The organism is Rhodococcus sp. YL-1 (genome assembly GCF_001942025.1).
Classification (GTDB): domain Bacteria; phylum Actinomycetota; class Actinomycetes; order Mycobacteriales; family Mycobacteriaceae; genus Rhodococcus_F; species Rhodococcus_F qingshengii.
Genome location: NZ_CP017299.1, coordinates 4,937,068 through 4,956,551, shown reverse-complemented (window position 1 = coordinate 4,956,551; position 19,484 = coordinate 4,937,068). Strand labels below are relative to the sequence as shown.

At 63.0% G+C, this 19,484-nt stretch carries 17 protein-coding genes; 5 read left to right on the top strand and 12 right to left on the bottom strand.

Features of this window, described 5'->3' with window-relative positions; all coding sequences use genetic code 11:
- Window positions 1-2 precede the first annotated feature (2 nt).
- Window positions 3-1,271: an NtaA/DmoA family FMN-dependent monooxygenase gene (locus tag BH682_RS22915; protein ID WP_075834205.1), complete on the top strand. Its 1,269-nt coding sequence runs from the start codon at window positions 3-5 to the stop codon at window positions 1,269-1,271.
- Here the strand turns inward: BH682_RS22915 and BH682_RS22910 are convergent.
- A complete protein-coding gene (locus BH682_RS22910) occupies window positions 1,268-2,233 on the bottom strand; it encodes a proline dehydrogenase family protein (protein WP_030535313.1) in 966 nt (321 codons plus the stop codon). The genes BH682_RS22915 and BH682_RS22910 overlap by 4 nt on opposite strands.
- Window positions 2,233-3,894 carry an L-glutamate gamma-semialdehyde dehydrogenase gene (gene pruA, locus BH682_RS22905; protein ID WP_030535314.1) on the bottom strand — a complete coding sequence of 554 codons (1,662 nt, stop codon included), beginning with the start codon at window positions 3,892-3,894 and terminating at the stop codon, window positions 2,233-2,235. Before pruA ends, BH682_RS22910 begins: the two co-directional genes overlap by 1 nt.
- 195 nt (window positions 3,895-4,089) lie before the next feature.
- On the opposite strand from pruA, the gene BH682_RS22900 reads away from it, so the two are divergent.
- Genes BH682_RS22900 through BH682_RS22890 form a run of 3 tightly spaced genes read left to right on the top strand, consistent with a single transcriptional unit; the run spans window position 4,090 to window position 7,174 of the window.
- Window positions 4,090-5,760, top strand: a complete 1,671-nt coding sequence (locus BH682_RS22900; RefSeq protein WP_007733588.1) for a PucR family transcriptional regulator — start codon at window positions 4,090-4,092, stop codon at window positions 5,758-5,760.
- Window positions 5,757-6,074 carry a nuclear transport factor 2 family protein gene (locus BH682_RS22895; RefSeq protein WP_007733586.1) on the top strand — a complete coding sequence of 106 codons (318 nt, stop codon included), beginning with the start codon at window positions 5,757-5,759 and terminating at the stop codon, window positions 6,072-6,074. The genes BH682_RS22900 and BH682_RS22895 overlap by 4 nt, the downstream gene beginning before the upstream one ends.
- The gene (locus tag BH682_RS22890) at window positions 6,074-7,174 is read left to right on the top strand and encodes a DNA alkylation repair protein (RefSeq protein ID WP_075835446.1); all 1,101 of its coding nucleotides are present in this window, start codon (window positions 6,074-6,076) and stop codon (window positions 7,172-7,174) included. Before BH682_RS22895 ends, BH682_RS22890 begins: the two co-directional genes overlap by 1 nt.
- Before the next feature lie 11 nt (window positions 7,175-7,185).
- Here the strand turns inward: BH682_RS22890 and BH682_RS22885 are convergent, their stop codons facing one another.
- The 3 genes from BH682_RS22885 to BH682_RS22875 form a co-directional block, all read right to left on the bottom strand.
- Window positions 7,186-7,632 (bottom strand): DUF2752 domain-containing protein, encoded by a 447-nt coding sequence (locus BH682_RS22885; RefSeq protein ID WP_003940294.1) that lies wholly within the window; start codon window positions 7,630-7,632, stop codon window positions 7,186-7,188.
- 50 nt (window positions 7,633-7,682) lie between these two features.
- A complete protein-coding gene (locus BH682_RS22880) occupies window positions 7,683-7,973 on the bottom strand; it encodes a CD225/dispanin family protein (protein ID WP_003940575.1) in 291 nt (96 codons plus the stop codon).
- A gap of 166 nt (window positions 7,974-8,139) precedes the next feature.
- Complete coding sequence (locus BH682_RS22875) at window positions 8,140-9,189, bottom strand: ABC transporter substrate-binding protein (RefSeq protein WP_075835443.1); 1,050 nt, start codon at window positions 9,187-9,189, stop codon at window positions 8,140-8,142.
- A gap of 373 nt (window positions 9,190-9,562) precedes the next feature.
- On the opposite strand from BH682_RS22875, the gene BH682_RS22870 reads away from it, so the two are divergent.
- Entirely contained in the window at window positions 9,563-10,651 is a 1,089-nt protein-coding gene (locus tag BH682_RS22870) for a 3-deoxy-7-phosphoheptulonate synthase (protein WP_003940571.1), read from the top strand.
- Between the two features lie 54 nt (window positions 10,652-10,705).
- Here the strand turns inward: BH682_RS22870 and BH682_RS22865 are convergent, their stop codons facing one another.
- The 7 genes from BH682_RS22865 to BH682_RS22835 all read right to left on the bottom strand — a co-directional run bounded on the left by BH682_RS22865 (window position 10,706) and on the right by BH682_RS22835 (window position 19,463).
- A complete protein-coding gene (locus BH682_RS22865; protein WP_042921750.1) occupies window positions 10,706-11,509 on the bottom strand; it encodes a sugar phosphate isomerase/epimerase family protein in 804 nt (267 codons plus the stop codon).
- On the bottom strand, window positions 11,506-13,233 hold the full coding sequence (locus tag BH682_RS22860; RefSeq protein WP_042451278.1) for an FAD-dependent oxidoreductase: 1,728 nt from the start codon (window positions 13,231-13,233) through the stop codon (window positions 11,506-11,508). Before BH682_RS22860 ends, BH682_RS22865 begins: the two co-directional genes overlap by 4 nt.
- Window positions 13,230-14,324, bottom strand: coding sequence for a Gfo/Idh/MocA family protein (locus tag BH682_RS22855; RefSeq protein WP_007733574.1), 1,095 nt, complete (start codon window positions 14,322-14,324; stop codon window positions 13,230-13,232). Before BH682_RS22855 ends, BH682_RS22860 begins: the two co-directional genes overlap by 4 nt.
- A complete protein-coding gene (locus BH682_RS22850; protein WP_075834203.1) occupies window positions 14,324-15,148 on the bottom strand; it encodes an aldo/keto reductase in 825 nt (274 codons plus the stop codon). The genes BH682_RS22855 and BH682_RS22850 overlap by 1 nt, the downstream gene beginning before the upstream one ends.
- Window positions 15,145-17,097, bottom strand: a complete 1,953-nt coding sequence (locus BH682_RS22845) for an oxidoreductase (RefSeq protein WP_075835439.1) — start codon at window positions 17,095-17,097, stop codon at window positions 15,145-15,147. The genes BH682_RS22850 and BH682_RS22845 overlap by 4 nt, the downstream gene beginning before the upstream one ends.
- Before the next feature lie 44 nt (window positions 17,098-17,141).
- Complete coding sequence (locus BH682_RS22840) at window positions 17,142-18,023, bottom strand: shikimate dehydrogenase (protein WP_075835441.1); 882 nt, start codon at window positions 18,021-18,023, stop codon at window positions 17,142-17,144.
- A gap of 63 nt (window positions 18,024-18,086) precedes the next feature.
- The gene (locus BH682_RS22835; RefSeq protein WP_030535326.1) at window positions 18,087-19,463 is read right to left on the bottom strand and encodes an MFS transporter; all 1,377 of its coding nucleotides are present in this window, start codon (window positions 19,461-19,463) and stop codon (window positions 18,087-18,089) included.
- Window positions 19,464-19,484: the final 21 nt, after the last annotated feature.

The window sequence follows — 19,484 nt, the reverse complement described above, 5'->3', positions numbered from 1 at the left end:
CGGTGACCGGTGTCAGCGGGGCGGTGAGTATCTACGACGCCGCGATCGATCCGACGACTTCGACGGTCGCGTCCGCGATCGACGTCGCAAAGACGGCCGAGGCGAACAAGATCGACGGACTGTTTGCCGCCGACCTGCTGAGTTTCGGTGCGCAGGGCGCGATCGGTGCGCAGGAGCCGTTGATCTTCCTTGCCGCGCTGAGTGCGGTCACCACCCATGTGGGGCTCATCGCCACCGTCACGACGACGTTTCATCACCCATTCAACCTGGCACGGTTGTTCGGCACCCTGGACCACGTCAGCAATGGTCGAGCCGCATGGAATGCCGTCACTTCCTCACTCGGAGAAGAGAACTACAGCGACCTGGACCTGCCGAGTCCGGAGGAGCGGTACGCCCGAGCGGCCGAATCGCTCGAGGTGGTCAACGCGCTCTTCGACAGCTGGAAGCCCGGCGCCTTGATCCGGGGAGAGGGCTCTGCGGTGCTAGATCCGTCGAGGGTGGTCCCCATCGAGCACCGAGGCAAGTACTTCACCGTGCAGGGGCCGTTGAACATTCCATCCCTGCCGCAGCGTCGTCCGGTCCAATTCCAGGCAGGCCAATCTGCCGGAGGTATCGAACTGGGTGCTCGCTTCGCCGAGGTCGTATTCACTTCTCTCGCAACCTTCGAGGACGCGGTCACCTACACGAAGACGATCCGCGCCAGGGCGGCAGAGTTGGGGCGTGGGGACGAACTGCCACTGATTTTCAGCTCGTTCCACGCAACGTACGGCGCTACCGAAGCCGAAGTCGAACGATTGGTCAGAGAAGCCGAGGAATCGACGGACTTCGACGCCGGACGCACCAGGCTTGCCGACATGTTCGGCGGCGGCGTGGATTTCTCGGAATTGCCGCTGGATCGGCCGATCCCGGAGTCGTTGTTGCCGGACCCGTCGTCGGTGAATCGACGACGGGGCCGGGTCGAGATCTTCGGCAAGCTCGCATCACAAGGAAAGACTCTGCGTGAGTTGATCATCGCGTCCAAGGACACCGGCCACTGGGCAGCGGCGGGCACCCCGGAACAGCTCGCGGACGCGATCGAGGAACGATACGACGCGGGCGTACTCGACGTCATCACGCTCGGTGACCTTGCGGATCCGCGTACACGCGATTTCGTCACGAACGGGCTGCTGCCGGAGCTGCGCAAGCGCGGAATCGTGGGATCCGACTACGTCGGCGGTACCTTTCGCGAAAACCTCGAGTTGCCACCGCTGCCACCGGTTTCCGGTGTCTAGTTGTTGGAAGCGAGTGAGCGCATGAAGAACATGAGGTTGGCCGGTCTTTCCGCGAGGCGACGCATGAAGTAGCCGTACCACTGGCTGCCGTAGGGAACGTAGACCCGCAGGTGATTGCCTTCGGCTACCAATCTGCGTTGTTCGCCGTCGCGGATGCCGAAGAGCATCTGGAACTCGAAATCCGCGGCTGTCCGCTCGGTCAGTGTGGCGAGTCCGAGGGCGGCGTCGATCATGGTGGGATCGTGGGAGGCCACCATCGGGTATCCGTCACCTTCCATCAAGACCTTCAGGCAACGCACGTACGACGCGTCGACTTCGGCGGCCTTTTGGAACGCGACGCCGGCCGGTTCCTTGTATGCACCCTTGCACAGCCGAATTCGTGAACCTGATCCGGAGAAGTGCCGGCAGTCGGCCTCGGTGCGGTGTAGATACGCCTGCAGGACCGTGCCGAGCGTCGGGAAGTCGCGGCGCAACTCTTCGACGATGGACAGTGTCGAGTCGGTGGTGGTGTGATCCTCCGCATCGACGGTGACCCACGCGCCCACTTCGTCTGCCGCTGTGACGATTCGGTGAGCGTTCGCCAGGGCGATCTTCTCGCCGTCACCGGGAAGTGACTGCCCCAACGCGGAGAGCTTGAGCGAAACCTCCAGGGAGTGTTGCGTCCCGGCAATCTCGGAAAGCGTTGCGTACGAGCGGAGAAGGGAGAGATAGGCATCGACGGTAGCTGTTGCCTGAGCCGGATCGGTGGTGTCCTCGCCGAGGTAGTCGACCGTCACGAACCGGCCACTGGTGAGGATGTTGCGCACCGCTGACATCGCTGCGGGTTCCGCGTCCCCGGCGACGAACCTGTCTACAAGCTTGCGGGTCAAGGTCATCCCGGAGACTGTCTTCTCCAGTCGCGACGAGCGTGCCGCCGCGAGGAGCACCGGGCGCAGTGGGTTGCTCAGCGAGACGGCACTCATCAACGGTTCTCGCTCTCGGCTGGATCGACGTCCTGGTGGGGGTAACGATGATCGGTGGGAGGAACGAAGGTTTCCTTGACGGTGCGTGTCGACGCCCAACGGAGCAGATTCTGCGGCGAACCGGCCTTGTCGTTGGTACCCGAAGCCCGCGCACCTCCGAAGGGTTGTTGTCCGACAACCGCTCCCGTCGGCTTGTCGTTGACGTAGAAGTTTCCGGCGGCGAACCGCAGACCATGATGAGCTTGATCGACGGCCGCACGGTCGGTGGCGATCACGGCGCCGGTCAGGGCGTAAGCGGATCCGCTGTCGACGCGCGCGAGGATGTCGGCGTAGGCATTGGGTGCGGAGTCGTCGTAGACGTGAAGCGAAAGGATGGGACCGAAGTACTCGGTGCTGAAGGCTTCGTCGCTCGGGTCGTCACCGAGTAGGACCGTCGGTGAGATGAAGAATCCTTCACGGTCGTCGTAGTCGCCGCCTGCTGCGATGGTGAGGCTGCTGGTCGACTTGGCGCGGACGATCGCGGCGGCGTTTCGGTCGAACGAACGTTGGTCGATGACGGCGCCGCCGAAGTTCGTCAGGTCGGTGACGTCTCCGTACTTCAGCGTCGACACAGTGTCGATGAACGTGTCGCCCATCTTGGCCCACACCGACTTCGGGATGAACGCCCGTGATGCGGCCGAACATTTCTGGCCCTGGTAGTCGAAGGCCCCGCGAATCAATGCCGTCGTGAGTACGTCCGGGTCAGCGGAACTGTGTGCGAGTACAAAATCCTTGCCGCCGGTTTCGCCGACGAGACGCGGATACGTCCGGTAGTTCGAGATGTTGGCTCCGACCTCACGCCACAAACGCTGGAACGTTGCGGTGGATCCGGTGAAGTGGATACCCGCCAGTCGGGGGTCGGCAAGCGCGACCTCGGACACCAAGGGGCCGTCGCCGAGAACAAGATTGATCACCCCGGGCGGGAGGCCGGCAGCTTCGAGTAGTTGCATTGTCAGGTACGCCGCGACGGCCTGCGTGGGTGACGGCTTCCAGATCACGGTGTTGCCCATCAGGGCCGGTGCTGTGGGGAGATTTCCGGCGATGGCGGTGAAATTGAAGGGAGTGATCGCGTAGACAAAACCTTCGAGTGGACGGTATTCGACGCGATTCCACACTCCCGGAGCGGAAACGGGTTGGTCGGCGAGTATCTGACGTGCGAACGCGACGTTGAAACGCCAGAAGTCGATCAGTTCGCAGGGCGCGTCGATCTCGGCCTGGTATGCGGTCTTCGACTGGCCGAGCATTGTTGCGGCGGCGATGGTTTCGCGCCACGGGCCGGAAAGTAGATCGGCGGCGCGGAGGAAGACCGCAGCGCGGTCGTCGAACGAGAGGTCGCGCCAGGCCGGGGCGGCGAGTGTGGCGGCGTCGATGGCATCACGAACGTCCGAGTGGGTTGCGCCCGCATACGATCCGAGCACCGAACTGTGACGGTGTGGTTGAACAACGCTCTCTCGCTTACCTTCCGCAGTTCGGTGGATGCCGCCGATGACCTGCCTGATGTCGGTCGGCGATTCGGCCAGTTCGGTCAGTTTCGTACGAAGGCGCGATCGTTCCGGGCTTCCCGGCGCGTAATTGTTCACCGGTTCGTTGGCTGGGTGGGGGACATTGGTAACGGCGTCCATGACGATCCTTCGGCAGACTCAGGAGTGGGCAGTTGTCGTGTCGTGAACCAGTCAAGTCGAAAGACGTCGGCGAGTAATCCGCTGAGCGGCCAAACATCGGTGTCCGTGTTTGTCCGATCGGCTGAACCGTTTTCGCAGGAAAATGCACTATTCTCGAAGTTGAGGCGTTGCGACGGTCCGGAGAGTGGGTGGTACGTGTCTATCCGTGGGGTCAGGCTCGACGCGGTCCTTCGGGCGCTGGGCGGAGCTTTTGTCGAGCTCGTCCTCGCGCCGTCAGGTGATGACGTCTTCGTCGACTCCGTGGTGTTCGCAGAGGTCGGGGACCTCACGCGCCCCAGAACCGCGGCCGTCGAATCCTCTGAGGTCTGGCTCGCTGTCGGTATCGGCGCAGCCGAATTGGCGGCCTGGCTGAACCGCCTCGATCAGAAGGGATCAGCGCCTCGGGCCGTCATGTCGAAGGAGGCCTCGGACACGTCGGTGCGTGCGGCGGCACAGCGCGCCGGGATCGCCTTGATAGCGGTCCATCCGGATGCTCGTTGGGATCGATTGTTCACGACCATCCGGGGCGTGCTCGATCATTCGGTGTCCCGACAGGATTCGGACGACATCGTATTCGGTAGTGACACAGACTTGTTCGAGCTGGCGCAGAACGTCGCCGCAATCACGCGGGGGATGGTCAGCATCGAGGACGAGCATTCCCACGTCTTGGCCTATTCGGCATCGGGAGATGCTGCGGACGAGCTACGTCGGCAATCAATCCTCGGCCGCGAAGGACCTCGCGAATACCTCCGAAAGCTACAGGAGTGGGGCGTCTTCGAAAGCCTGCGGCGAAGCGACGACGTAGTGGAGGTGCCCGCTCACGACGACCTCGCGATCAGGCGACGGTTGGTGGTTCCGATTCGGAGAATATCCGACAATGTCAAGGGGGAGAGCGGTTTCAGCTCTGATCTTCTCGGCACGATCTGGGTGCAGGAAGGCCCGGTTCCCATTGCCGGCGATGCCGACAGCGTGCTCCGCGGTGCCGCGGCCGTTGCTGCTCGGCTGATTTCGCGCATCCGAGACGCGCCGAGTAACGAGGCGATACAGATTCAGCGGTTGCTCGGGGTTCGCGGCGGCGGTGTCGACGTTCCTTCGCTCGCGGCCTCGTTGACCATCCCGATGTCCGGACCGGCGATGGTGGTCGGAGTGGCGAGTATCGGAAACGGTGGGCTGCCGTCTTCGGGCGAACTCGTGTCGTCTTTGCGACTGCACGCCAGCGCCTTTCAGCGTGAATCGCTGGTGAGTGCCGTCGGCACCCGGATCTATGTGCTGTTTCCGCGAACCCAATCCGTGAAATCCACAGTCTCGTGGACCCGCGAAGTTGTCGCGCGTTTGGACAAGGTGTCGCCTTCGGGGCTACGGGCCGCGGTCTCGTCGCCGGTTTCGACGCTTGCGGAGGTGGCCCAGGCTCGGGCCGAAGTGGATCGGGTCTTGGACGGAACGTCGGGGGATGTTCGTGTGACCACCCTCGCGGACTCGCGCACACCGGTGCTGCTGGGCGAAATCATGGACACCATTGCGGCCGACGAGCAACTGCACGATCCGAGAGTCGACGCCCTGGACGTCTACGACAGACGCAACGGGTCGAACATGCGCGAAAGCATCTCCGTTTACCTCGCACATTCGGGCGATGTCCGACGTGCATCCGAGCAGCTTCGGATTCACCCGAACACCCTCAGGTATCGGATCAAGAGGGTCGAGGAGATCACGGATACCGACCTCTCCGAGCCGTCGGCCAGGCTGTTGATGGAGATTCAGTTGGCGGCGTCTGCTCGGGCAGTGAGTTCGCCGAACCTGTCGGACCCCAGCAGTACTCTTCGCGAATGATCGACTCAGCGAAGGTGCCAGGCGCAGCGCGCGCGTATTTCGACGGCGGCGACGTCCGCGGCGTTTTCACCGAAGACGCAGTGGTTCGTGACGACGGCCGGACGTATGTCGGGATCGAAGAAATCGTGGCGTGGAAGTCCGCCGTGTCGACGGCGTTCACCTTCACCCAGAAGATCGAGTCGGTCAACACCCCAGGCTCGGCCGTTGTCGTGTCGGTGAAGGTCGAGGGTGATTTTCCCGGAAGCCCCGTCCAGTTACATCACCATTTCACTCTCGACGGTGATCGGATTTCCGCTCTCACGGTGTGCCCCTGATGCCCACCGCTGACGAACTGCTCGGGAAATCCGTCGTCGCCGATCTGGCAGGCTGTCTAGAGCGAGCCTCCGGTCACACACGCCTCGCCCTCGTTCGGGGTAGTACATCCGAATTCGACGGTATGAGTCTCGGCGAGCGTACGCGCGTTGTGCGGGACGCGATGACTGCCGAACTGCCTCAGGATCTTCCGGCCTTCGCCGAGATCATCCGCCGTGCGCTTTCAGAAGAGACCTTCACCGGTTGGATGATCTGGCCGGTGACCGAAGCCGTCGCCGTCACGGCGACACGAAGTGGCTCCGAGTCGGATTTCGACGAGGGAATGGCTCTGCTTGCCGAGTTGACGTCGCGTCTGACGGCCGAATTCGCAATTCGCACATTTCTCGAAACGAACCTTGACCGTTCGCTGGCGATCGCACTCACCTGGACCGGCCATGAAGACGAACACGTCCGGCGCTTGGCGACCGAAGGCACTCGTACTCGTTTGCCCTGGGGAAGACGAGTGAAAGAATTGACGGCGCGTCCCGAGTCGACAATCGTCATTCTCGACGAGCTGTATCGGGATGATTCGGAATATGTACGACGTTCGGTCGCAAACCATCTCAACGATCTCAGTCGTGCTGACGCTGCGCTCGCAGTATCGACTGCGAAGCGTTGGCTGCAGACACCGGATGCCAACACACTGAAAATCGTCAAACATGCATTGCGGACGTTGATCAAGGCCGGCGATCCAGATGCTCTGTCCCTCTTGGGGTTCTCGCCGCCCACCGACGTCGTGGTCGAGGGATTCGTCATCGACCGCGAAACAGTTGATGCGGGTGGAGAACTCACCTTCGACTTCGCCGTCACGAACAATGGCAGCGAGTCCGTCACCGTCGTGATCGATTACATCGTCCACCACGTGAAGGCCAACGGGCAGACGACGCCCAAGGTCTTCAAACTGACAACACGAACGCTGGAACCCGGGGTGCCGGCCCGTATCGCGAAGAGGCATTCCTTCAAACCGATCAGCACCCGGAAGTACTACGCCGGCGAACATGCCGTCGAGGTGCAGATCAACGGCGTACGCCAGGTGCGACGTGTATTCCGTTTGGACGCGTGAGGAGATCCGGCCTAGACGCGGAGACCGGCAAATATCGGGATCGGGGCTATGCGGACCGTCGTCCAGATCAACACGAGTGTCAAGATCACAGCCGGTGACCAGCGCAACTGATGCCAGAGCACGACGGGTCTTCCACGGGTGCGGGCGGTCGTCCACGAGACGTACGTGAACGCCAGTGCAAGCAGCATCACGAGGCCAAAGGCATTGAAACGCATCGCTGCACCGAAATCGCCGTGGATGAGGCTGTACACCATCCGAGTGCTACCGCAACCGGGACAATTGACGTTGAACAGCGCTTTGGTCGGACAAACGGGAATGACCCCACCAGGTGTGGTGGGGTCACTCCAGGAGATGAAGGCGCACAGCGCAATTGCCGTGAACGCAACTGCCGCTGGCGCCTTCAGTGCGGCGAGTCGTGATATGTCATCGTTCTCGGTGTCACCACAATTCGGTGTCATTGCAGTTCGGTGTTTGGCCGTCGATCAGTGTCGCCGGTCGGCGTCGGCGGTCACAGGGAACTCGATCCGGCAAGGACGACGACAAAAAGGAAGTACAGAACAGCGACGGCAACACCTGCGCCGACTGACCACAAGGCGAACTTCTTGGCATCGTCAGCTGATTTTCGCGCAGCGTCGAACTGACCTTGCGCCCACAAAGTGTTGACCTGGCTTGATTTGACGATCGAGACGATGCCGAGCGGGAGGCAGCAGAACACTGTCACGAGAATCGCCCAGACCAGATTGTTGTCCGGCGGAGGGCCGACCGGTTGTTGCTGGCCGTAGTACGGGTTCTGCGTCATTGGTCACCTAGCGTTCGGAGAAACAGGGCGTTCGGAGAAACACCCTCTGACGTGCGAAGAGCACGGGCAGGTGACAACATAATCCGTTTCCGAGTGAGTCAGTATCGACTGTTCGTATGACAGAGAATCCGGTTGATTTCTGATTCGGAAGGCGATCCCGAAGACGTCAGCGCATGACCTGTACCTGCTCGGCGATATCAGCGGCCAGGGCCATCGCAGTCAGAGCGAGGCCGTTGTTGAGGTCATATCGCAGATGCCCGACATGGCCGTCCTGGACAGCGCGGACTCGTTTCCACGTGGGCGACTCGGCTTCCACAGCGTCGGGGTTCTGTAGCAAGACGAAGTCGGCCTGGTCGAAGATCGCAAGCTCCTCGAGGCTGTAGAAAGTCGAATCCTTCCGATCAGGTGCGGCATGGGCAGCGTCGGTCAAGACGTTCAAGCCGAGGTCCTGCGCAACCGAGACGGCGAACGTGTTGTTCTGCAGCCAGATCTGACCGCTGTCTGCGCCGGCGATCGCAATCGACTTGCCTTCGAGGAGACCACCGATCTTGGCCCGCGCTTGCGCAAGTTCGGCGTTGTATCGGGCGATGACGCGTTCGGCGACTTCGCGGCGATCGAGAGCCGTGAGCTGCGCGGTCATGGCCTGCTTCCACGACGAGCTCGTCGTGCCCTCGTCGACGACGAGCACCGGTGCGATGTCAGTGCCGAGCAGGCCCTTGTCCTGGTAGTAATCCCACCAGCCTTTCCCGACGACCAAAAGATCGGGGTCGTGGCTCAGTATCGATTCGGCATTCGGTTCGTTGTTCGTCCCACCGAGGCGAGCCGCGCCGGCGGGTACCTGGCGCATGAGTTGAGACTTCGGATCCCAATTGGTCGCGACGATCGGGTACTCGGCAAGTAGTGCAAAATCGAGGGCGCCTCGAGCTTCGAGCACCACGACGCGCTTGGGGTCCCGCGGGAGGCGGTAGGCCTGGTCCGCGACGACGATGTCGACCCACTCGTCGGAGGCTTCGGTGCCGCTGGATTCGCTCGAACATGCAGAGAGTGCGCCTAGTGCACCGAGCGCCGCCGCACCGGCCAGGAATCCGCGTCGTGTCAAGGAATCGATCAGACGGGTGAACTCGCCGTCCACATCTCTTGTCGACTGCAAGGGGGTATCGGTCGCAAAACGGGACACCGTCGGGTTGAAGGTTTCGGTCGATTCGATCACAGGCATGAGAAGGCGCAGCTCCATCTGATGTTCCGGGCATTGGCAGGTGCCTGACCAACGTATTCGAATTCCGTAGCCGCAGCCTTGCTCGAAAGCGCCAATCGCTCAGCGGATTTGGCCATTCGTCACGGGCTCGTGCCACGGGACTCTCCCCTCGGATTCGGCTCGTTGTGGAGGGGCGCGCCCATCTGATCCGAACTCGAGGTATCGTGGCCGACATGCAGCGCGTCTATTTCTGGTTTAGCAGGCCGGCCCCGGGTGGGCCTGCCGGCGTAACCACGCGCTGACAACCTCCACCCAAGAGCCGGACTACAGACCGGCTCGCTGGAGTTTCTCTTCATCTCTGGGGTCGGCCTGAGAACAGGAAACCGAAAACCCCATGACTGTCACCATCGACACCACCGCAGCTTCGGACAGCCTCGACGATCAGCGCACTGTGAGTATCAGTCCGCTCGTGTCACCGGCGACTGTTCGTGCTCAGCACGCTCCGGACGAGGTCGCGGCCGCCACTGTGCGCACCGGTCGGGCCGACACCATCAACATCCTCAACGGTGACGACGATCGTTTGATCGTCGTAGTCGGTCCGTGCTCTGTGCACGATCCGGAAGCGGCGATGGACTACGCCCGCCGGTTGGCCGCCAAGGCCGAAGAACTGCGGGACGATCTGCACATCGTCATGCGCGTCTACTTCGAAAAGCCGCGCACCACACTCGGGTGGAAGGGCCTGCTCAACGACCCCCACCTCGACGGCACGTTCGACATCAACACCGGGCTCGGTATCGGCCGCAAGTTGCTTCTCGACGTGTCGAGCCTGGGCCTGCCTGTCGGCTGCGAGTTCCTTGATCCGATCATGCCTCAGTACATTGCCGACCTGGTCAGCTACGGTGCGATCGGCGCCCGGACCGCCGCCAGTCAGGTTCACCGTCAGCTGTGCAGCGCGCTGTCCATGCCCGTCGGTATCAAGAACTCCACCGAAGGTGATGTGCAGGTAGCCGTCGACGGCACCCGCGCCGCGGCAGCGAGCCACGTGTTCCCCGGAACGGACCTCGACGGCCAGGCTGCCTTGATCCGTACCGCGGGCAACCCCGACTGCCATGTCATTCTTCGTGGTGGTAGCGACGGACCGAACTACGATGCCGAGACAGTCGCGGACACCCTTGCCCGCCTGCGTAAGTCGAACCTGCCCGAGCGCGTGGTCATCGACGCGAGCCACGGTAACAGCAGCAAGGACCATGAGCGTCAGGTCATCGTGCTCGACGACATTGCCCGACGTCTGACCGAGGGCGAGCAGGGAATCGCGGGCGTCATGTTGGAGAGTTTCATCGAGGCCGGCCGTCAGGACCTGACCTTGGGCAAGGCGGACGAGCTCACCTACGGTCAGTCGATCACCGACGCGTGCATCGACTGGTCCACCACCGCAGCGCAGTTGGACCGTCTGGCGCAGGCCGTTGCGGCTCGGAGGGGCTGACGCCCCCGTGCGCCTTTCTGGTAGCGCCAACTACCAAAAAGGCGCACAGGGCCGCTAGGCCAACACTTCTCGCGTGGCCTCGACCAGGCGTTCCAGCCAGGCATCCGTGCCGACGGCCTGACGCAGTGGCTCGTTGGGCAGTTCGATGCTGACCGGCAGTCCGGCAGGCAAAGTCGACCAGATGTCGGCCAGGGCTATGCCGCCGGTGCCGGGCACCAGACGCTCCTCGCGGGCCTGACGGATCAGCTCTGCGTCCCCAGTGGGAGCGGGGGTCGAACCGTCGCACATCTGGGCGTAGTGCAACCACTCGCGCGGGATGGACGCAAGATCCTCGAGCGTTGTCGCCGAGCGGTCGGTGTGCAATGCGTCGACGAGGACACTGCGAGCCGGACCGTCTGCCGCCGAGACGATCTCGATGGCCGCACGCGCATCGGGCACCGCAGTCCACGGCATGAATTCGAGCGAGGCGACGATGCCGTAGTTCGCGCACAGTTCAGCGAGGCGGGCATAGGAGTCCGTGAGCCGAGCGCGGTCGCGGTCGTCGCCGCCCACCAGAACGGCTTTGGCTCCGAGCTGTGCTCCGGCTTCGAGCAGCGGAACGTAGTCGGTGGGGTCGAAGTCGGCTGCAAGACGGATGATTTCGAGGTCGAATACCTCGACCGGTGAATCGCCCAGTCGACGCACCAGTTCGTCCAACGACTGCTTGTCCTCGTGCAGAGGGTAGGCCGTCGTACCTGGTGCCGCGGGCATCAGACGGATACCGATGGTGTCGAAGCCGTGCTTTTCAGCCAAGGCGACGTGCTGCATCGGTGCGGTGTCGAGCACTGTGAGGGCTGCCAGTCCGAGTGAGAGTGTCATGCGTGCGCTCCAACTGTCTTGGCTCCGGCCAGTTCCCGGCCGGCCAGGTAACCGAATGTCATGGCCGGTCCGAGGTTGATGCCCCCGGACGGGTAGTGCCCGCCCATCACGCTCGCCTGATCGACGCCGACGGCGAGCAACCCCTCGATGGGGCGGTCGTTGTCATCGAGAACCTGCGACGACGAGTCCGTGACCAGTCCGGCGAAGGTGCCGAAACTCCCTGGCACGACTTTCACCGCGTAGTACGGACCCTTCTGCAAGGGCGCGAGCGACGGGTTCGGCCACGGATTGGAAGCATCTCCGGAACCTCGGTTGAACGGTGTTGTACCGCGACCGAACTCGGGGTCTTCACCGGCCACGGCCCCGATATTGAAAGCTGCGACGGTTTTCTCCAACTGCACGGGGTCGACGCCGATCTTCTCGGCCAAGTCCCGAAGAGTGCGCCCACGCGTGAGGTACCCCGAGCGCAGGTACGGCTGGATCGGGATCGGCAAGGGCTTCGCCATGCCCAGCGGGAGGTATCGCACATACTGTTGATCGGCAATCAACCACGAGCACACCTCTTCACCCTCGGGAACCTGCTCGACCATCGCGAGTGTGTAGTCGTGATAGCCGAGTGCTTCGTTGACAAACCGCTTGCCGTTCGCGAGAACTCCGATGACACCGGGCTTTCCGCGATCGAGGATGTGCGGGAACACACCTTCCTTGCCGTTGCGGTAGCGAACGATGGAGACGGGGCAGTACGCGACGGGGGAGGCGAGTGTGCGGTCGAGGCGACCACCCACGGATTCGCCGAGGGTGATGCCGTCGCCGGTGGTTGTCTTCGGGGTGAGTGACCAGTGCTCGTTGCCGGTGGGGGTGCGCGGGAACAGTTCGCGTCGTCGGTCGATGTCCTGTGCGAAGCCGCCGGTGGCGAGTACGACACCACGTCGGGCAGTTACCGAGTACGCGCCGTCCGGACCTTCGAGGCGGACGCCGACAACGCGGCCGTCGTCATCGGTCTGCAACGCGGTCGCGGACGTCTTCACCCGAAACTCGACGCCGAGATCGAGCGCTGAGCGAAGCATCATGCCGACAAGCGCAGTGCCGTTGACGAGTTGCTGACCACGACGCTTGGTGGCGAGATCGAACATGTGCTTAGTCACCCGAACACCACAGTGCACAAAGGCTTTTGGTGAGCGGGTCGAGTGCAGGAAAGCCTGCAGGTCGGGCCCGGCCATGATGCCCATACCGAGGAACGACGTTTCGTACAGCTGCCGACGCAGTAGCGCCGCGACATCTGGTCCGAGCTTTCGCAGACTCACCGGTTTCGGTCCGACGGAACGGTGACCCGTGCCGGCGCCCGGTGTGTCACCGTGAATATCGGCGATCTTGGCTCCGGGCACGAACTTCAGAGCAGTCTTGCGTTCGAAGAACTCGACCATCTCCGGGGCGCCGTCGAGGAGTGCATCAACTTTGGCGGCGTCGAAGTTGTCGCCGAGTCGGTTTTCCAGATATGTCCGCGGTGCCGAGCGATCCTCGACAACCCCGTCGGCGATGGCAAACATGTTGCGTGGGGTCCACATCCACCCGCCCGACCAGGCCGTTGCGCCGCCGCAGGTGTCGGCCTTCTCGACGACGAGTACGGAAGCGCCGCCATGTGCTGCGGCAATTGCTGTGGAAAGCCCGCCTGCGCCGGAGCCCACGACAACTACGTCGTAGGTGAGGGGGGTACTGCTACTCATTTCTGCTCCTTGGCAGTTGTTGCGAGGGTCGGTGTCGATGTCAGCTCGACAACCTTGCCCGTTCGTGACGATTCGTAGATTGCGGCGATGATGGCAAGTGACGCGCGCGCGTCTCGACCGGTGACGGCGGGTTCGCGCCCGGTCAGGACCGCGTCGGCGAAGTCCTGAACCTGCAGGGTGTGGAAGTCGGTCAGTGCCGCATTGACCGCTCCCACATCGAGATTGGCGTCGATGTCGGCGGAGTACGGCGACCGGAACTCGACTTCGCCCGGCACGGTCCAGATTTCGTTGACACCCTCGTGCCCTTCAGGAAATTCGAGGACGCTGGCAATGGCGCCGGTGCGCCCGATCACCGTCACGCGGTTACCCAGATTGTGATTGGCACCGGTAGTCGCGGTGACGGTGGCGGTGCCGCCCGAGGCAAAGGAGATCACAGCTGACGCGCTGTCTTCGGTCTCGATGTGCTCACCGTGGGTGTGGGTGCGGATGAAGCCGCTGACCGAGACGGCCTCGCCCATGAACCAGGCCAGCATGTCGATCTGGTGCACGGCCTGTGTCATGAGCACGCCACCGCCGTCGGTGTCCCAGCGTCCGCGCCACGCATCGGCCGAGTAGTAACTAGACGGGCGGTGCAGGATCACCGACGCCTCACCGAGCATGGGTAGTCCGATCCGCCCGTCGTCGATGGCGTCGCGGATCCGACGTGCTGCCGGCCAGAATCGGCGTTGGAAGAGCACCCCGAACGTGATACCGGCGCGGTCGGCGGCCTCGATCATGCGGTCGGCGGCAGCAACATCGACTGCGATGGGCTTCTCGCACAAAACATGTACACCCGCTTCGGCAGCGGCCACGACTACCTCTTCATGTACCGGGTGCGGCGTGCAAACGGTGCAGGCGTCGAGTCCGAGGGCGAGAAGTTGCTCCACTGAACTCACGGCTGCGGGAATGCCGTGCGCTGCCGCGAACTCCTGGGCGCGTCCGAGATCGGGATCGCAGCAGCCGATCACCTCGACACCGGGGACTTGTTGCAGCGCGCGGGCATGGTTGCCGGCGATCTTGCCGCAGCCGACGATTCCGACTTTCAACGTCATCAGAAATGTTCCTCTGCTTCGACGTCCCGCGCGGCAGACTCGCCGCGGTCGAGACTGTTCAGTGCTTCGATGTCCTCGCTGGTGAGGGTGACGTCGAGTGCTGCCAGGTTCTCGGCCTGACGCGTCGGGTTTGCTGATCGCGCGACCGGAACCACACCCTGCGCGACGTGCCAAGCGAGGACCACTTGAGCTGGTGTGCAACCGATTCGACCGGCGATCTCGCTCACAACGGCGTTGTCGAGCACGTCACCCCGGCCGAGCGGACTCCACGACTGAGTGAAGATGCCAAGTTCGTCGTTTGCGCGGCGAACCGGGATCCGAGCGAGCGACGGGTCCATCTGAATCTGGTTGACTGCCGGTGCCTCGCCGGTTTCGGCGACGACGCGGCGCAGGTGGAGCTCCAGGAAGTTCGACACACCCACGTACCGAACCAGTCCGGCGTCGCGGCAGGCCAGCATCGACTCGAACGACGCGACATAGCGATCGATTCGCGGGAGTGGCCAGTGGATCAGGAACAGATCGAGTTGATCCAGTCCCAGTCGTTCCAGGCTCTGCTCGAGCGCTCCGCGGATGTCACCGGAAACCTGTTCGTTTCCACGAAGTTTGGTGGTGACGAACAGTTCTTCTCGCGGTAGAGCAGACTCCGCCAACGCTACGCCGACGGCGTCCTCGTTGCCGTAGATCGCGGCGGTGTCGATGAGGCGGTACCCGGCCTCGATTCCGGAGAGTACCGACTTCGTGGCGTCGGCACCGACCAGTGGCCAGGTTCCGAGTCCGATGGGTGGCAACGCAGGTGCCACCGGTGCGGCTGTGTGTGCGCTCATGCGTGAACCTCCTGACGGGCCGCAGCGGCGGCGGTGATGGTGACGGCAACGTCGGCTGCGGTCACGAGTGCGGCATGGATGGATCCGCCGTCTCCGCTCGCATCACCGACGGTATGGACCCCGAGTCGTGGTGCCAGTGAACGTAGTTCGGACAGAAGCTCCGAGCGCGGCTCGACGCCCTGTGAGATCAGCAGCTCGCCGGGGGCGTCGACTTCGCTCAGTACACCGCCTGTCGAGATCATGACCCGATCGGCGTCGACTTTGGTGACGATCGAGCTCAGGTAGGTCGTGAGGTTCTCACTTGCGGCCAGGCGCGGCAGCAGCACGATCTTGCCGCGTCGGCCGACGTCGTGCGCGATGGTTTCCTGCGGCCCGATCATGACGACCTGGGTGCCCTTCTGGAGCAGATCGTCTGCGACGGCAGCAGCCTCGCGGTCGGCGCCGAAAATGGTGATTGCCTCGGGGGCCGGATCTCCGGAAACAAGGAACTCGCGAACGTCACGGACGGTTCGGGTCTGCGCGCCGGGGAGGTCAGTCACGGGACCGTGCCCACCGGCAGCAAGAACGATCGCGTCGAAGTCGCTGTTTGCGAGCAATGCTGCGTCAGCTCTGGTCGAGGTGTGGCACTGCACCCCGAGTTCAGCCAGTTCCGCGGCGTACCAGTCCACGATCCGTCCATATTCGGGATACTCGTGAAGCTTCGATGCCAGAGCGAAGTCGCCACCGAGGCTGGGTCGCTCGTCGTACAGGTCGACGCGGTGACCGGCAAGTGCGAGGTCGCGGGCAGCGGCCATTCCCGACGGCCCGGCACCGATGACGGCGACCCGCACGGTGGCATCAGCCGGCTTTGTAGGCTGATCCAATTCGCGGCCGACCCACGGGTTGACGGAGCAGGGAATGGGGCCGGCGGCCAGGCTGTCGATGCAGTAGTTGCAGGCAATGCAAGGGCGGTACCGGCCACCGTCGATGGCGCGATTCGGGAAGTCCGGATCTGCGTGCAGCGTACGAGCCATGCTGACGAAGTTCGCCTGCCCGGATTCGATGATCCGCGCAGCGATCTCCGGCGACGTGATGCGTCCGGCCACTCCCACCGGGATGTCGAAGTCGCGCTGGTACTGCTCGGAGTACGGCGCGAGGAGACCGCGCGACCATTCACCGGGCTGGATGATCCACTGTCCCGCTTCGTAGTTGCCGGCCGAGACGTCGAGGAAATCGAGTCGGTCGGTGTCGATGGCGCCGATGCGAGCGCGAGTCATCTCGGCGTCGAGTCCGCCGTCGATGCCTTCGAAGGCTGAGAATCGGAGTCCCAGAGTGATTCCCGGTGCGTGCTCGTGGACGGAGGCGATGACCTTGTTGACGAACAAGGTGGGGTCGGCCCACTCGTCGTCGCGGTGATTGTAAGCAGGGGAGAGGAACTGGTGGATCAGATACCCGTGGCCACCGTGCAGGGAGATGACGTCGACGCCGGCCTGCTGGCAGCGCGCTGCGGCTTCACCGAAACACTCGATGATGTGCTCGATGTCGTCGCCGTCGAGTTGTTCTGGCATCTCGCCGCCGACAACCAAACACGGAATCGGTGTCGGGGCAACGGGAACAAACCCGCTGACAGAACCTTGCGCCGTGCGACCACCATGGTTGAGTTCGACTCCGACGAGCGCTCCATGCGCGTGAATAGCGTCGACCATCTTCTTGATGCCCGGAATCCGTTCGTCGACGTCGACGCCCATCTGCCGGATGCGACCCTTGCCGTCGGCACGCACGTAGCTCGCTTCGGTGAAGATCAGTGCAGCACCACCTTCGGCGCGGCGAGCGAGGTACGCGATGTACTCGTCCGTCATGGTGCCGTCGACTTCGCAGTAGTTGCGTTCCATCGGGGCCGACACGAACCGGTTCCGGAGGCGGACGCTGCCCATGTCGAGAGGTTCGGCGAAAGGCGCAGTCACATTCATCAGTGCTCCTGGTACTTCGCGAGAAAGTAGGTGTTCGGTTGTGCTCATGCGCATGCCGTCTCGGAGAGCAGCTCGCTCAGATGGCTGCGCATGCGATCCGTATCGGCTTCGACACCAGTCAGGAGTGTGAAGGTGTCAGAGGCTTGAGCCACCAGCATCTGCCCACCGTCGAGAACTGCGCATCCGAGAGCAGCTGCAGCGTCGAGCAATTCGGTGCGCATCGGTCGATAAACGATGTCAGCGACCCACAATCCGGAATGCAACGCCGCAGGGTCGAAGGGAGTTCCGGGGTGACCCACCATGCCGATCGGAGATGCGTTGACGACGCCGTCGCACGTCGTCAGGTTGACGGCGATCTCATCGATCGCCAAAGCCGTTGTGCGCGTGACAGGAAAGGCCGAGGCGACGCGAGAACACACATCGGCAGCGCGATCGGGATCAATATCTGCGATGCGAAGATCCGTCGTACCGGCGGCGGCGAGTGCGTACGCCACGGCGGAACCCGCCCCGCCAGCCCCGGCAAGCACCACTCGGTCCAAGGTGGCGTCGGGTAAACCGCGTCGCAGTGCGGTGAGGAATCCACTGTGATCGGTGTTGTGGCCGATCAGAAGGCCGTTGTGGACGACAATCGTGTTGACGGCACCGAGCAGTCGGGCATTGTCGGACAGTTCGTCGAGTGCGTCCACGACAACCTGCTTGCACGGATGGGTGATGTTCAGTCCGGTGAAGCCGGCTGCGACGGCGCTCCGCACCACCTCGCCGGTCTTTTCGACCGAGACCGTCAGGTTCTCGAGGTCTACCAGTTCGTAGCTGTAATCGTCGAGTCCGAGTGCTGATGCTTCGTGCGAATGCAGCGCCGGCGAGAGGGAAGTCGAGATCCCGGCTCCGACAAGGCCGATTCGGTGACGTGTGAATTCGGTAGTCATGACATTCTCCTGCATAAGTGGGGACGGCCCCTCACGGCAATTCAGCGCGAGGGGCCGGTCCGGTCAAGCGTTGTTGCTGGTGAGCTCCGAGTCCTGCTTGGTTGGCAGGCTCGGCTTCGGTTGGCCCAGTTCAGCTGTGGGCGTGCGGTACGTTTCCGGTCCGGTCATTGCCGCGATGGCGGAGACGACGGCGAAGCCCAGGCACATCCAGGCAACCGGTGTCCAGTTGCTCTTGTCTCCGGCTGAAATCGCCTGAGCGATAGCCGGTGTGAAGCCGGCAACAAGGAGTCCGAGCATGAGGCTGACGGCCATTCCGGTGTATCGGACCTTCGCGGGGAACTGCTCCGGGAAGTACGCCGGGTACGTGCCGTTGGGCATGGCGTAGAAGATGCCGATCATGACGATTCCCGAAGCGAAGACCATGGGGACGCTTTGGGTTCCGATCGAATGGAAGAAGACGAAGATCATCAGGCCGGCTCCGATCGCGCCGACGACGAAGATGGGCTTGCGTCCGTAGCGATCCGAGAGGATGCCGAACAGCGGCTGAGTCAGTACGGCAACAAAATTGGCGGTCGCGATTGCCCACAGCATCGTGGAGCGTTCGAAGCCGGATTCGACGGCGTACGCCAGAGCGAAGACGTTGACGATGGTGTTGATCATCGCGAAGGTCGAGCTCATGCTGATACGGATCACGGTGCGCCAGTGCGAGCGGAACATCTCGACGACGGGAATTCCGGCCGTCTCGTCCTGTTCCTTGAGTTCTTCGAATACCTCGGGTTCATCCAGGGCGCGACGTAGCCACAGCGCGACGACGGTCACGATGATGCTGAGCCAGAAGGGAACTCGCCAACCCCACGAGTAGAGGTCTTCGTCGGGCAGGCTCGCCACTGGGATGAAGACCAGGCTGGAGACGACGATGCCGAACATGATCCCGCTCATGGTGAACGAGGTGAAGAACGAACGACGGTGATCCGGCGCGTGTTCGAGCGTCAGTGCGGAAGATCCGGGTGATTCACCGCCGGCAGAGAGCCCTTGAAGTAGGCGAAGCAAGACGAGAATGATCGGCGCGGCGATGCCGATCTGGTCGTAGGTCGGCAGGCAACCGACGATGACCGTCGCAACACCCATGAGGAGCAGGCAGGCGAGAAGCGCGTTCTTGCGTCCGTACCGATCGCCGAGGTGTCCCCAAAGCACCGCGCCGAGCGGGCGGGCGACGTAAGCGACACCTAAGGTGCTGATCGAGAGCAGGGTTGCCGTTGATCCGCCGCCGGGGAAGAAGATCTTGGGGAACACCAGCGCGGCCGCGGAGCCGTAGATGAAGAAGTCGTAGTACTCGAGGGTGCTGCCGAGGAAGCCCGAAACGGCGGCGCGGCGCGCGTTCGCATTCGGATGTTCCTCGGTCGAGTTCGTGGATCCGGTGGAGGTGATCGGAGGTGCCATGTGAAGTCCTTTCGTCCCGAT

What these genes read in the sequence shown, in the direction of transcription:
- BH682_RS22885 (WP_003940294.1), bottom strand. Translation starts at nt 7,632, where the DNA reads ATGACACCGAATTGTGGTGACACCGAGAACGATGACATATCACGACTC.
- BH682_RS22890 (WP_075835446.1), top strand. Translation starts at nt 6,074, where the DNA reads ATGCCCACCGCTGACGAACTGCTCGGGAAATCCGTCGTCGCCGATCTG.
- BH682_RS22850 (WP_075834203.1), bottom strand. Translation starts at nt 15,148, where the DNA reads ATGAGCGCACACACAGCCGCACCGGTGGCACCTGCGTTGCCACCCATC.
- BH682_RS22895 (WP_007733586.1), top strand. Translation starts at nt 5,757, where the DNA reads ATGATCGACTCAGCGAAGGTGCCAGGCGCAGCGCGCGCGTATTTCGAC.
- BH682_RS22835 (WP_030535326.1), bottom strand. Translation starts at nt 19,463, where the DNA reads ATGGCACCTCCGATCACCTCCACCGGATCCACGAACTCGACCGAGGAA.
- pruA (WP_030535314.1), bottom strand. Translation starts at nt 3,894, where the DNA reads ATGGACGCCGTTACCAATGTCCCCCACCCAGCCAACGAACCGGTGAAC.
- BH682_RS22880 (WP_003940575.1), bottom strand. Translation starts at nt 7,973, where the DNA reads ATGACGCAGAACCCGTACTACGGCCAGCAACAACCGGTCGGCCCTCCG.
- BH682_RS22845 (WP_075835439.1), bottom strand. Translation starts at nt 17,097, where the DNA reads ATGAATGTGACTGCGCCTTTCGCCGAACCTCTCGACATGGGCAGCGTC.
- BH682_RS22865 (WP_042921750.1), bottom strand. Translation starts at nt 11,509, where the DNA reads ATGACACTCTCACTCGGACTGGCAGCCCTCACAGTGCTCGACACCGCA.
- BH682_RS22840 (WP_075835441.1), bottom strand. Translation starts at nt 18,023, where the DNA reads ATGACTACCGAATTCACACGTCACCGAATCGGCCTTGTCGGAGCCGGG.
- BH682_RS22910 (WP_030535313.1), bottom strand. Translation starts at nt 2,233, where the DNA reads ATGAGTGCCGTCTCGCTGAGCAACCCACTGCGCCCGGTGCTCCTCGCG.
- BH682_RS22875 (WP_075835443.1), bottom strand. Translation starts at nt 9,189, where the DNA reads ATGCCTGTGATCGAATCGACCGAAACCTTCAACCCGACGGTGTCCCGT.
- BH682_RS22870 (WP_003940571.1), top strand. Translation starts at nt 9,563, where the DNA reads ATGACTGTCACCATCGACACCACCGCAGCTTCGGACAGCCTCGACGAT.
- BH682_RS22855 (WP_007733574.1), bottom strand. Translation starts at nt 14,324, where the DNA reads ATGACGTTGAAAGTCGGAATCGTCGGCTGCGGCAAGATCGCCGGCAAC.
- BH682_RS22860 (WP_042451278.1), bottom strand. Translation starts at nt 13,233, where the DNA reads ATGAGTAGCAGTACCCCCCTCACCTACGACGTAGTTGTCGTGGGCTCC.